This window comes from Natronobacterium texcoconense (assembly GCF_900104065.1).
Classification (GTDB): Archaea; Halobacteriota; Halobacteria; order Halobacteriales; family Natrialbaceae; genus Natronobacterium; species Natronobacterium texcoconense.
In genome coordinates this window covers 23,164-35,266 of sequence record NZ_FNLC01000007.1, presented here as the reverse complement: position 1 = coordinate 35,266, position 12,103 = coordinate 23,164, and the positions used below count along the sequence as shown (strand labels likewise).

At 64.1% G+C, this 12,103-nt stretch carries 12 protein-coding genes; 8 read left to right on the top strand and 4 right to left on the bottom strand.

Annotated features, from left to right (window positions below; all coding sequences use genetic code 11):
• The first annotated feature begins 125 nt into the window (after nucleotides 1–125).
• From BLR35_RS19295 to BLR35_RS19280, 4 genes are all read left to right on the top strand, one after another.
• Complete coding sequence (locus BLR35_RS19295; RefSeq protein ID WP_090385802.1) at nucleotides 126–1,166, top strand: TAXI family TRAP transporter solute-binding subunit; 1,041 nt, start codon at nucleotides 126–128, stop codon at nucleotides 1,164–1,166.
• A 202-nt stretch (nucleotides 1,167–1,368) separates the two neighbouring features.
• Nucleotides 1,369–1,893: a DUF1850 domain-containing protein gene (locus BLR35_RS19290; RefSeq protein ID WP_090385799.1), complete on the top strand. Its 525-nt coding sequence runs from the start codon at nucleotides 1,369–1,371 to the stop codon at nucleotides 1,891–1,893.
• A gap of 13 nt (nucleotides 1,894–1,906) precedes the next feature.
• Nucleotides 1,907–4,639 (top strand): TRAP transporter permease, encoded by a 2,733-nt coding sequence (locus BLR35_RS19285; RefSeq protein WP_090385796.1) that lies wholly within the window; start codon nucleotides 1,907–1,909, stop codon nucleotides 4,637–4,639.
• 162 nt (nucleotides 4,640–4,801) lie between these two features.
• A complete protein-coding gene (locus BLR35_RS19280; protein ID WP_244510290.1) occupies nucleotides 4,802–5,551 on the top strand; it encodes a PH domain-containing protein in 750 nt (249 codons plus the stop codon).
• Between the two features lie 6 nt (nucleotides 5,552–5,557).
• On the opposite strand, the gene BLR35_RS19275 is transcribed toward BLR35_RS19280, so the two are convergent.
• Nucleotides 5,558–6,166, bottom strand: coding sequence for an IMPACT family protein (locus BLR35_RS19275; RefSeq protein ID WP_090385790.1), 609 nt, complete (start codon nucleotides 6,164–6,166; stop codon nucleotides 5,558–5,560).
• 135 nt (nucleotides 6,167–6,301) lie between these two features.
• Here BLR35_RS19275 and BLR35_RS19270 point away from each other — a divergent pair, with 135 nt between their 5' ends.
• Nucleotides 6,302–6,679, top strand: coding sequence for a DUF7522 family protein (locus tag BLR35_RS19270; protein WP_090385787.1), 378 nt, complete (start codon nucleotides 6,302–6,304; stop codon nucleotides 6,677–6,679).
• An 83-nt stretch (nucleotides 6,680–6,762) separates the two neighbouring features.
• On the opposite strand, the gene BLR35_RS19265 is transcribed toward BLR35_RS19270, so the two are convergent.
• Nucleotides 6,763–7,266, bottom strand: coding sequence for a TrpY family transcription regulator (locus BLR35_RS19265; protein WP_090385784.1), 504 nt, complete (start codon nucleotides 7,264–7,266; stop codon nucleotides 6,763–6,765).
• A gap of 150 nt (nucleotides 7,267–7,416) precedes the next feature.
• Between BLR35_RS19265 and BLR35_RS19260 the strand changes: the two genes are divergently transcribed.
• On the top strand, nucleotides 7,417–8,184 hold the full coding sequence (locus tag BLR35_RS19260) for a hypothetical protein (RefSeq protein WP_090386034.1): 768 nt from the start codon (nucleotides 7,417–7,419) through the stop codon (nucleotides 8,182–8,184).
• Here the strand turns inward: BLR35_RS19260 and hisB are convergent, their stop codons facing one another.
• The gene (gene hisB / locus BLR35_RS19255; protein ID WP_090385781.1) at nucleotides 8,185–8,772 is read right to left on the bottom strand and encodes an imidazoleglycerol-phosphate dehydratase HisB; all 588 of its coding nucleotides are present in this window, start codon (nucleotides 8,770–8,772) and stop codon (nucleotides 8,185–8,187) included.
• Between the two features lie 267 nt (nucleotides 8,773–9,039).
• Between hisB and BLR35_RS19250 the strand changes: the two genes are divergently transcribed.
• Nucleotides 9,040–9,309 (top strand): DUF8028 family protein, encoded by a 270-nt coding sequence (locus tag BLR35_RS19250; RefSeq protein ID WP_090385778.1) that lies wholly within the window; start codon nucleotides 9,040–9,042, stop codon nucleotides 9,307–9,309.
• Between the two features lie 46 nt (nucleotides 9,310–9,355).
• Here the strand turns inward: BLR35_RS19250 and BLR35_RS19245 are convergent, their stop codons facing one another.
• Nucleotides 9,356–10,606, bottom strand: a complete 1,251-nt coding sequence (locus tag BLR35_RS19245) for a glycosyltransferase family 87 protein (protein ID WP_244510289.1) — start codon at nucleotides 10,604–10,606, stop codon at nucleotides 9,356–9,358.
• A gap of 131 nt (nucleotides 10,607–10,737) precedes the next feature.
• On the opposite strand from BLR35_RS19245, the gene BLR35_RS19240 reads away from it, so the two are divergent.
• Nucleotides 10,738–12,102: an O-acetylhomoserine aminocarboxypropyltransferase/cysteine synthase family protein gene (locus tag BLR35_RS19240; protein WP_090385774.1), complete on the top strand. Its 1,365-nt coding sequence runs from the start codon at nucleotides 10,738–10,740 to the stop codon at nucleotides 12,100–12,102.
• Nucleotide 12,103 lies beyond the last annotated feature (1 nt).

Here is a 12,103-nt window from a genome sequence, read left to right as displayed (position 1 = left end):
CGTTCGTCCACTGACGTTGTTCTTTACAATCACTTCTCAAAAATGATTTAGAGAAATACCTCCTGAGGTTATACTTCACGGGAAACCGAAGGAGGTATTAGGAGAATGTTCATAGGTGAACAGACATGGTGAAAGACCTCAAACGGCGGCAGGTTATCGCTGCTGCTGGGATTGCTGGACTGAGCGGATTAGCTGGCTGTGTCGGTGAAGACGCCGTCGAGAACGGCGACGATACCGACGACAACGGTGACGAAGACGCCAACGGTGGCGACGAGGACGACGCCGGAGACGCCCAGCCCGACGAGGGAGGCGAAGTGCTCTCGTGGCACGCCGGCGGTACGGGTGGCACCTACTACCCGCTGTCCGGTGACTTCAAGAGCATCGTCGAGGAGCACACGGCCCACGGACTGCAGGTGCAGTCGACCGGTGCGAGCGTCGCGAACGTCGGCAGCCTCCACCGCGAGGAAGCCGAGTTCGCCCTGATCCAGAACGACATCGGGTACTTCGCGGCCAACGGAACCGGCCTCGAGCAGTTCGAGGGCGAGCCGATGGAGAACATCCGCGGCGTCGCAACGCTGTACCCCGAGACGATCCACGTCCTCACGCAGGAAGACTCGGAGATCGAGACGATCACCGACCTCGAGGGCGCGACGGTCGTCACCGGTGACGCCGGCAGTGGTACCCAGGTCAACGCACTGCAGATTCTGGAAGCCGCCGGCATCGAAGAGGACGACTTCGACGAGCAGAACGCCGACTTCGACGCCGCTGCGGACCAGATCCGCGACGGTGACGTCGACGCCGCCTTCGTCGTCGGTGGCTGGCCGGTCGGCGCAGTCGAAGAACTCGCGACGACCGAAGACATCTCGCTCGTCGAGATCGCCGGCGACGTCCGTGACGACGTCATGGACGCCGCAGAGTGGTTCGCCGCGGACACCATCCCGGCAGGCACCTACGACGGTATCGACGAAGACGTCGACACCGTCTCCGTGCAGGCGATGATCGCGACCCACGAGGGCGTCGACGAAGAGATCGTCGAGGACGTCACCGCGGCAATCTTCGACAACACCGACGACGTCACCCAGAAGGTGGACTTCATCGACGTCGACTCGGCCCAGGACGGCATGCCGATCGACCTCCACCCTGGCGCTGACGCCTACTTCAACTAGTACCGTTCCACTCCTCGACTGAGAGGGCGAATCCCGTTGGGCAGTTCAATTCGCCCTCCCAGTTCAGGCCTGGATCGCCACTAGTACCGTTCCAAGCGTCGACTGCAGGGTCGAATCGAACCACATCGCCGGATTCGACCCTGCAGGTCGGGCTTGGATCGCCACTAGCAGAAACGCCTTCGACCAACCGTATTTATCGACCGTGGACAGATCGACCCGCCGGCGCGTTGCGATCGGTATTCTCGCGTTCGTCGTAGCGGCGGCGCTCGCCGTCGTCGTCGCGCCGTCGGGATCGACACTCGTCGTCGAAGACGCCGATACCGGTGAGCGACTGCTCGAGATTCCGGTCGAGGACGGCGACGAAGTGACGCTTTCGTACACGCACAGCGTCGAGAAGACGCCGATCGAGGACGTCTACGTCGTCGACGGAACCGAGCTTCGCATGGATCGGATGGTGTTCCGTTCCTACGGAGCGGGGTTACCAGCGAACAAGCCGATCGAGCGGACCGACGACGGGTTCGTCGTCTACAGCGACGACTCCTACGAGGAACTGGGCGTCGTCCCCGCACCGATCGCCGAACACGAACTCGTCGTCGGTGACGAACGATACGACCTGGTCGAGCAGTCCGACGGCCCAGTCGTTATTACAGTGACAGACGCCACTCGGATAGACACAGTTTCAACCCTCGAGTACGAGGTCTCGGGTAATATCCACGCAGCTATATGACTGATCTTACACTATGAGCGTAGACAATCGAGACACGGACGGGCTTTCGGAAGAAGAGAAAGAGGAGATTCTACAGGAAGTCGAGCGAAGCCGAAGCCATCGCGGGCTGGCAGCACTCGTCGTCACGCTGCTCGGTATCTCGTTTTCGGCGTTCCAGATGTGGATCGCCGCTCGGGGCCGACAGTTTGGCGGCACGTTGCCGGGCATCGGCGAGTTCCAACTCGTGTCGCTGCAGTTGCTGCAGGTCAACGCGATCCACGTCACGTTCGCGCTCGTCCTAGCGTTCCTGTTGTTCCCGGCGAGCAGGGGGGACGGCGCAGTCGCGGGCTTGCTGGGGAGACTCAGGTCCGCGATTCACCGTCGAACCGGACCGGACCACGTACTCGCACGGGTCACCGATCGACTCCGTGATTTCCTCCACTGGGCAATCGTCGATCCCTCGCTGAGCCGGATCACGCCGATCGACGTCGTGTTCGTCGGTCTCGCGCTGCTCCCGGTCCACTACATGATCACCTCGTTCGACGAGATCCTGGATCTCGCCGTCTTCGGCATTCACGGGGGAGAGCCTCTCCACGAGTTCGCCTCGTGGGATATCTACGGCGTCACGCTGTCGCTCGAGCCCCTCGTGATGGCCGTCGCCGCGATCGGCATCCCGCTCGACGAAGTTTCGTACGCGTTCCTGATGGGCGTACTCGGTATCCTGCTGGTACTCGAGGCGACCCGGCGCGCACTCGGCGTCCTGCTCATGTCGCTGGTCGCCTCCTTTATCGTCTATGCCCGCTGGGGCTACCTCGTTCCGCGGGACTCGGTCGTCGGAGCACTCGCCATCCAGCCCGAAACCTGGGGGAACATCATCTACAACCTCTGGTACACCACCGAAGCGGGCGTGATGAGTACGCCCGTGGCCGTCAGCGTCCGTTTCATCTACATCTTCATCCTCTTCGGAGCCTTCCTCGAGATGAGCGGTGCTGGCAAGTGGTTCATCGATCTGGCCTACTCGCTGACCGGCACCCGGAAGGGTGGGCCGGCGAAGGCCAGCGTCGTCTCGAGTGGCTTCATGGGGATGCTCTCGGGGTCGTCGATCGCGAACACGGTCACGACCGGCGCGTTTACGATCCCACTGATGAAGCGATCGGGCTACTCGCCGGAGTTCTCCGGCGCAGTCGAGTCCTCGTCGTCCTCGGGCGGCCAGATGCTCCCGCCGGTGATGGGCGCTGCCGCGTTCCTGATCATGGAGTTCACCGGAACCCCCTACGCGGACGTGATCATCGCCGCGACTCTCCCCGCCATCGCCTTCTTCTTCGGGATGTGGGTTATGGTCCACTTCGAGGCCGTCCGGGGCGGTATCGGTGGGCTTCCGCGGGCCGAGCTGCCAAACGGACTCGAGAAGCTCCGTTCGGGCTGGTTCTACCTGATCCCGATCGTCCTCCTGCTTTACTTCCTCGTCATCGCCCGGTACTCGGTCAACCGGGCCGGTTGGTTTACGATCGTCGCCGTCATCGCGCTGCTCGCGGTCGTCGCGGCCTACAACGAACGGACGCGCGTCCCGCTGCTTGCGACGATCGGCGTTCTCTATTTCGCCCAGGGTGGTGCGTACGCGGCGACCGGCGGCGGACTCGTTCACGCGCTCCAAGTCCTGGCCGGTGCTGACGCTGTCGCGGAGCCGTACGCCATCGGTGAGGCTGCGGTCGCGGCCACGTCCGACCTCGGTATCATTACGATCCTCGTTAGCGTTGCCTTCCTGCTCGTCGACCGGAGTTCGGACGCACCGCTGCTGAACCTCGACGAGGACGTCGACGAGGCGGCCGAAAAGAGCGCGTCGGTGATCGGTCGGCCGTCGCTGTCGTCGAACACGGCCTACCGGTTCAGTACGTTCGTCCTGAAGTCGATGGACTCGGGTGCACGAACCGCGACGACGGTCGTCGTCGCCGTCGCCGCGGCGGGTGTCGTTCCCGGCGTCATCAGCGTCTCCGGACTCGGCCCCAACCTCGCGGCTCTCATCGAGGTCGTCAGCGGGGGCTCCATGCTGTTGCTGTTGATCCTGATGGGTGTCTCCTCGATCATCTTCGGGATGGGGATGCCGACGACCGCGATGTACATCATCCTGATCGCGATGCTCGGCGGCCCGATCCAGGACGCCGGAATTGCGATCCTCGCGGGACACCTCTTCGTGCTCTACTTCGGGCTGATGGCGGACGTCACCCCGCCGGTCGCCGTGGCCGCGTTCGCCGGCGCCGGTGTCGCGAAGGCAGAAGAGTTGAAGACCGCGACGATCGCGTTCCTGCTCTCACTGAACAAGGTCCTGGTACCGTTCGCCTTCGTCTTCTCACCGGGCATCCTGCTCATGCGCGAGGGCGATGAGGGGTGGAACGTCATCGGCTGGGCCGACGTCGCCGACCTCGGCTTCTTCATCCCCGACGTGGTGATCCCGGTCGTCGGGATGTTCCTCGGGGTCTACGCACTCGGCGTGACGATCATCGGCTACCAGTACGCGGAAGTAACCCTGACCAAGCGGGCACTGTACTCGGTTGCGTCGGTCCTGCTGATGGTGCCGGAGATCCCGCTGTTGATCGCCGAAGGCGTGCTCGCGCTGTTCGGCGTTCCCTCCGCGCTGACGATCTTCTCGATCACCGTCTCGCTACGGGCGGTCGGGCTGGTGATGCTCGCGGGCCTCACCTACGGGAACCGCACTCGAGGACTCGAGGACAACCGCGAGTTCTCGACGCCTACTGTCGGCGACAGCTAGCTGTCACACCCACTAGGATTTTGTCGGGCGGTGGCGTATTCAGATGCGATGAACGGGTCGACGCCGCCCTCGAGCGATCCCACACACTCCCGGTCGACGTTTCGATACACTGTCGTCGCTTACGTCGGGGTTCTCTTCGCTTCTACAGGCGCAATCGGCACCATGGCGACAGGTAGGGCGACAACGACAGTTCTCGCTGCGACGCTCGTCGCGTTCGCGGTCGGTTCTGTCGTTGGAGTCGGTCTCTCGAGGATCGATCTCGACGTCGTGGACAGACTCGGTGGCAGTCGCCTCCGATGGGTTGTTCCGATTCTTCCAGTCGTGCCGTTCGCCGTCGTCGGGGTCGCCGCGATATTCGGTTCGACGGGCGAACGCGTCGGTATCGTCGCCGTCGTCGCGGCGTTTTCGATCGCTATCTCGGGACACGTCCTCGCGTGGTCGATAGGGAGCCGCTACGCGGACGTAACTGCCGGAGGGGAACCGATACTGGCGTGTCGGTGGGAGCCGCCGCAGTCACCGAAACTGGACGTGCTCTTGCTCGCTCTCTGGTGGCTAGGAGCGGTCGTCAACGTCGTCGCCGGCGAGTGGCTGTTTGCGATCACCTGGGCAGGAGTCGGAGCCGGCTGGTTCGTCAGCGGCCTCGTCGAGGGACGGTTTCGGCTCGGGTCGACGGGACGGTCGCCCGAGGTTCGGGTCCACGACGACGGACTCGTCAGGCAGTGGCCCTACACCAGATCCTTCGTTCCCTGGAGCGACGTCGACCACGTTCGCCTGCGCGAGGGCGAACTCGTCCTCGACCGCGGCCTGTTCGACGTCCGCCTCGAGAGCGACGACCTCGAGACGCCCGAAAAACTCCTGACGGCGATCGAACGCCAGCACTCGAGCGACGGGACGCGCCCGGCGGCGGCGTAAAACTAGCTAGTCGAGATCGACGCGGCCGCTCGTCGCGCTCCGTAGCCGATCCCGGAACGGCTCGGCCTCCGCTATCGGAACCCGGACGTCGAAGGAGACGTCGGCGTCGTAGTCGGCTTCGAACTCGTAGCCCTCGCTCTCCAGTATCCCGCGAACGGTGCCGGAGTCGTCGTACTCGACGGTGACCGAGACGGATTCGTGTGGCCGTTCCTCGACCACGCCCGCGGCGTCGACGGCGTCCTTCACGGCCTTCGAGTAGGCCCGGACGAGCCCCCCGACGCCGAGGTTCGTCCCGCCGTAGTAGCGGGTGACCACGACTGCACAGTTCTCGAGTTCCTGCTTCTCGAGGACGTTCAGCGCCGGTTTCCCCGCGGAACCGGAGGGTTCGCCGTCGTCGCTCGAGTATTCGCGCAGGAGTTCGCCCTCGGGATCGGCCCGTACCCGGTAGGCGGGGACGTTGTGCGTGGCGTCAGCGTACTCGGCCTCGACGGTTTCGATGAACGATTCGGCGGCGTCGACGGAGTCGACCGGCCGAACGTGGCCGAGAAACTCCGAGCCCTGGACGACGAAGTCGGCGGTCGCAGGTTCGGCGACGGTCCGGTAGGCATCGGTCACGGCCGCTCACCCGCGTCGACCGGCGGTTCGACCATACGAGGAGTATATCGCCCGCCGAAAAGAGACCGTCGGTCCCGTCGAGCACGTCTCGCCTCGTCCCTTTACGTTATTATTGCGGGGGTGATACGGATACACATGGAGAGCGTCGACATCGATCCCAAACTCGCCGACGAACTGGTCTCCGTCTGTCGAACCACGGTCGGAGACGAACTGCGGAGTATTACGTACTTCACCGAGGACGCCGTCTCCCAGCTTTACCTGCGATCCGACCTCGAGCAGACCGCGGACCTCGTCGGCTTCGCGGAACACGAGCGGATGGGCTTTCACTCGCAGTCGGCGTACCGCAACACGCAACTGGGTGAGTACCAGGCGACGATACGGACGTTCGAGAACGGCTACCTGACGCGGATCATCCGGGACGAACACGGCGTCTGGGTGACGACCGACAGCATGTCGATAGAACGGTTCGAAGAACTGACGTCTGGGGTGAAATCCGTCCTCGACAACGCCTGATACGGACCGCTGTAAGTCATTTCCGGCGCGACCGCGCCCCGTCCTGTGGTCGCGCCGGACATCGTTACAGCATTCCGTATGAGCTACTGTAACTCGATTTTCCGGACGAACTCCAGATCCCGAAGTTCGGTGATCACATCGCCAGGGAGGTCCTCGTCAGTGACCAGGTAGAGCCGTGGTTCGTCGGTGAACTCGGGGTCTTCGCTTATCGTCTGCCGGATCGAAACGCCGTTGTCCGCGAGCGTCCCGGTGATGCCGGCGACGATTCCCTCCTGTTCCGGGTCGTCGACGGCGATCGACAGCACTGTCAGATCGAGAACGGGCGCGAGGTCCATCAGGCTCGGCACCTGGGAGATATTCTGGAAGATACGCCGCAGTTCCGGATCCTCGAGGATGACGTCCGTCGTCGAGTCGACGACCCGACGGTCGACGTCGATCTCGCGGGCGATCCCCGTGTTCGGTATCTCGATACCGCCGGAGACGACCCGTCCGTCGTCGTTGACCGAGAATCCTCGCTCGAGCAGGAGTCGGATAACTGCCTGCTGACTCGGGGACCCCTCGAACTTCTCCATGATCTCGTCGAACATTCGTTGGCGAGTGTACGTCCGCAATCGTATAATTGTCGGTGGTTGGCCGCGATCGCGTTCGTTCCTCGAGTTCGACTCGAGCACCGGTCTCTCGAGACGACCCTTCATCTGCCAGACGATTTTAGCTACTCGACTGAGAACCCCACTCGCATGCGTCAACTTCGGAGCTGTGATTTCTGTGCGGACGACGCCGTCGGCACTTTCGAGGTGATCCCACCCGAGTTCGAGCCGACCGACGACGAACAGCGGCGGGTCGCGCTCTGTGCCGACTGTCGAGGGCAACTCCAGACGCTTCTCGAGCCGCTGGTGGCGCGTCTCCGCGCTGAATCCGCGAACGGACGCCGCGGGCGGCGAGAGGACTCCCGCACGGGTCCGCCAACCGAACGAATCGCCGACCGCGGTGCGGAACGGGGTGGCCGAGAAGCGAATCGACGGCGGAGCCGGACGGATCCCACGGCAACTGCTGACAGTACGGCTGCGAGAGGGGACAGCCGAACGGCCGACGACGAGGGGGTGACTGTCGCCGAGACTGCGACGGCGAACGCGGACGCCAGCGAGCGGAAACCGAGAACGGACGAGGAAAGCGCCGCCGTTCACGAAACTGAACCCGAACCGGACGGGGAGAGTGCCGCCAGTCGTGGGACGGAAACAGGGACGAACGAGGGGAAAGGCTCCAATCGTGGGACAGAAGAAGGGACGAACGAGGGGAACGCCGACTCGAGTCGGGACCCAGCACGGGCCTACCGGAAAGTCGTTCAGCTCCTGTACAGCCGCGAGTTCCCGATGAAACGTCGCGAGGCCGAGTCGTTCGTCGCCGACGCGTACGGCGTCGATCGCGACGCCGTCGCGACGCTCATCGATCACGCGGTCGAAAACGGGGAGTTCGAACAGAAGTGGGGAAAGCTCCGAAAGCCGTAACTACAGCGTTCCTTTCGTACTCGGCGTCCCCTCGCGGCGCTCGTCGATCCGCGTCGCGTCATCTAGGGTTCGAGCGAGCGTCTTGAACAGCGCCTCGACCTCGTGGTGGGCGTTCTCGCCAGTGACCTCAAGGTGTAGCGTGAGGCCGGCGTTCATCGCAAGCGATTCGCCGAAGTGACGTGCCATGTCGCTGGTGAACCCGCCGATCGCATCCTGGGAGAACTCCCCGTCGAAGTAGAAACGCGGCCGACCGCTGACGTCGACGACGGCGCTCGCGACGGCCTCGTCCAGCGGCACTCGTCGGTCGGCGTAGCGGACGATCCCCGATCGATCGCCCAGGGCCTCGTCGATCGCCTCCCCGAGGACGATCGCGACGTCCTCGACGGTGTGGTGATCGTCGATCTCGAGGTCGCCGTCGCAGTCGATCTCGAGGTCGAACAGCCCGTGTTTGGCGAACGACTCGAGCATGTGATCGAAGAAGCCGATCCCGGTCTCGACGTCGGCGTCGCCAGTTCCGTCGATCGTCACGCTACACTCGATTGCTGTCTCGGCAGTGTCTCGCGTGACTGTCGCCGTTCGCTCGCTCATGATCCAACGATCGGACCGCCGCTACAAGGGGGTTGCGTTCGGTCCACCGATCGTCCCACGACCAGGCCACGGGTACTCTGACCCAGCAGAACCGACAGAAAAGCGTTACGGCCTCAGATAGTGCTATAAAATTTTAAACGATCTCTCGAGCCTCGATGAAAGATCAGTATACACTGACTACGTCGGTGAAACGAGCAGAAACGACGACAATATTCGTTTCGTTATATGATGTATGGGGTGAATGTCGTAATCGAGACAAGGTAAGCGATGTCGAATCACTCCCCGCTCCCGAACGAATCGATCGGACCGTCCGGCCCCGAGACGGAGCAAGACCGCGACCCATCCAGGTGGTACCTCCGTTCGCTCAGAGGTCCGGCCCAGTTCCTCTCGTTCTGGGTCGCGATCGCCCTCCCGTTCGTCCACGTCCCGCTGCTCGCACAGGGACTCGGCGACTCGAGCGTAACGCTCACGTTCCTCGTACTGCTCGCGATCAACGTCGTCGCGCTCTATCTCGGCCACGGCTACAATCAGGAGTAAGCGCCGTCGCGGATGCCGCCACCGCGACGACGCCTCCTCCCTCCTTTCACTCCACCGAGCGTCGATGCCGATACAGTACACAGCCGGAGAGCATTGCGATCACACCCGCGAGAACCGGCGTCGACAGCGTCAGAAACGGCATCCCGACCGCGAGCAACGGACCGGCGACCGCAGGCGGTGCGACGGCTGCGACGTCCTCGAGCGTCCCGCCAGTGAGCGCCAGGTTCGCGAGCAAGGCGCCGCCGACGAAGAGCAGTCTGACCGAGCGATCCTCGAGCACGTACAGTAGCGGGATCAGCGTTCCGAACGTGATCACGTAGTACAGTGGGAACGACGGGAAGTAGACGAAGACGACGAGGACGGTCGCGTGCGCGCCGACGAGTCGATCCCGCGGCGAGTCGATCCCCGTGTAGACGTACGCGAGCGGGACGAGCAAGACGACGGCAGCGAGAATCGACAGCAGCGTCGGTTCGAGGTCGAACAGCACGGACAGCGGTCGCCTGATCGTGACGTAGGGCTCGGCGGGATCGAGTCCGCCCGCGAACGCGTCGCCGTCGCTGCGCGGAAGCAACGCCTCGAGGAAGAACGTCCGGGTTCGCTCGAGACCGAAGACGAGTGCGCCGAGTGTGAGGCCGCCAACGCCGGTTGCGACGGCAGCCGCGACGGTCCACCAGGCACGCAGGCGAAGCAGCCAGAGACCGATCGCAGCAGGGAAGACCTTCAACAGTGCTGCACCCGCGAGAGCGATACCGGCGAACGTCTCGAGTCGCATCGCAGAATGGGAATCGTCGGCCGTGACCGCTCGCTCGAGCAGGAAGAGGCCAACCGCTATCAGAAGCGCCATCCGGAGGTTGACCTGGCCGTAGACCAGCGAGGGGACGGTGTGGATCGACCCGACGACGAAGCCGGCGATCAGGGCGTAATCGATCGTCTCGAGCGTTCGGTAGCGTTCGATCCAGCGGACGAGCAGCCACGCGAACGCGAGGCCGAGCGCGACCTCGATGAGGGTGTGGGCGAGAAAGCCGGTCCAGAGGCCGACGGCTGTGAAGGGGAGGAACGGGACGATCGTGATCGGCGGATACAGGTAGAAGAAGTTGGGGAACCGGTCGGGAGCGACGGCGTAGAAGTCTCCGCCGGCGAGGGCGGTTTCGGCGGCGACCTGGTAGACCTCGAAGTTCGCCGCGAGCATGTGCGAGCGGTCGGTCAGCAAGACGGCGAGCATGCCGAGACCCAGCAGGAAACCGCTCGCGAGGACGGCTCGAGCACCAGTTTCGGGACTGGAGACGGGACGTGACACGCCCTACGGATCAGACGGCGGGCGTTTGAGTGTAGCGATCCGTCGCCGGAATCGTGTGAACCAAACCCACGATCAGCGGTTTTTGCCGTTACTGAGACGCATATGAACGTAGAGAAGTATGCGTACTAAACATGAGCGACGACGCGAGCGACGGGCCCGACGACGAGGCGGGGTGTCGCGGGCACGGGTTCGAGACACGGAGCGTACACGCCGGACAGTCGCCCGATCCGGCGACCGGTGCGCGGGCACCGCCGATCCACCAGACGACCTCCTACGTCTTCGAGGACGCCGATACCGCCGCCGAGCGGTACGCGCTCGAGGACGAGGGCCACATCTACTCGCGGATCTCGAACCCGACCGTTCGGACCTTGGAGAAACGACTCGCCGCACTCGAGGGCGGGACGGGCGCGGTCGCGACGGGCAGCGGGATGGCCGCGCTCGACTCGGCGACGCTGATCCTCGCGGAGGCCGGCGACAACGTCGTCGTCTCGACCGACACCTACGGCGGGACGACGACCTACTTCTCGAAGACGGCGACCCGCCGAAACATCGAACCGCGATTCGTCCCCACCCTCGAGTACGACGCCTACGAGGAAGCGATCGACGAGGACACCGCGTTCGTCCACGTCGAGACGATCGGCAACCCGTCGCTGGTGACGCCCGACTTCGAGCGCGTCGCCGAAATCGCCCACGAACACGGCGTCCCGCTCGTCGTCGACAACACGTTCGCGACGCCCGCACTCTGTCGGCCGCTCGAGCACGGCGCAGACGTCGTCTGGGAGTCGACGACCAAGTGGCTCCACGGCTCCGGCACGACGGTCGGCGGCGTCCTCGTCGACGGCGGCTCGTTCCCCTGGGGGGAGCACGACTACGACGAAATCGCCGGCGAGAACGACGCCTATCACGACGTCGACTTCTCGCGGGACTTCCCCGAGGCACCGTTCGCCGCCGCGGCGCGATACCGGTCGCTGCGGACGCTTGGCAACCAGCAGACGCCGTTCGACGCCTGGCAGACCCTGCAGGGACTCGAGTCGCTGCCGCTGCGGGTCGAGAGACACTGCGAGAACGCACGGATCGTCGCGGACTACCTCGAGGATCACGAGAACGTCGCCTGGGTTACCCATCCCGGACTCGAGGACCACCCCACTCACGACAACGCCCGGCGCTATCTTGCAGACTTCGGCGGGATGGTTGCGTTCGGCCTCGAGAACGGGTTCGACGGTGGGAAAGCGTTCTGCGAGAACGTCGAACTTGCGTCCTTCCTCGCGAACATCGGCGACGCGAAGACGCTGGTCATCCACCCCGCGAGCACGACCCACGGCCAGCTAACCCCCGAGGAACAGGAGGAAGCGGGCGTCACGCCCGACCTCGTCCGGATGTCCGTGGGGATCGAAGACCCCGAAGATATTCTGGCCGATCTCGAGCAGGCGATTTCGGCGGCCACGGAAGCGAATGCCGGTTCCGAAACGTCGACACGGCCGGACGACCGAGGGTGAA

Coding starts and splice junctions, on each gene's coding strand:
- BLR35_RS19295 (WP_090385802.1), top strand. CDS start 126: ATGGTGAAAGACCTCAAACGGCGGCAGGTTATCGCTGCTGCTGGGATT.
- BLR35_RS19285 (WP_090385796.1), top strand. CDS start 1,907: ATGAGCGTAGACAATCGAGACACGGACGGGCTTTCGGAAGAAGAGAAA.
- BLR35_RS19280 (WP_244510290.1), top strand. CDS start 4,802: ATGGCGACAGGTAGGGCGACAACGACAGTTCTCGCTGCGACGCTCGTC.
- BLR35_RS19270 (WP_090385787.1), top strand. CDS start 6,302: ATGGAGAGCGTCGACATCGATCCCAAACTCGCCGACGAACTGGTCTCC.
- BLR35_RS19265 (WP_090385784.1), bottom strand. CDS start 7,266: ATGTTCGACGAGATCATGGAGAAGTTCGAGGGGTCCCCGAGTCAGCAG.
- BLR35_RS19260 (WP_090386034.1), top strand. CDS start 7,417: ATGCGTCAACTTCGGAGCTGTGATTTCTGTGCGGACGACGCCGTCGGC.
- hisB (WP_090385781.1), bottom strand. CDS start 8,772: ATGAGCGAGCGAACGGCGACAGTCACGCGAGACACTGCCGAGACAGCA.
- BLR35_RS19250 (WP_090385778.1), top strand. CDS start 9,040: ATGTCGAATCACTCCCCGCTCCCGAACGAATCGATCGGACCGTCCGGC.
- BLR35_RS19240 (WP_090385774.1), top strand. CDS start 10,738: ATGAGCGACGACGCGAGCGACGGGCCCGACGACGAGGCGGGGTGTCGC.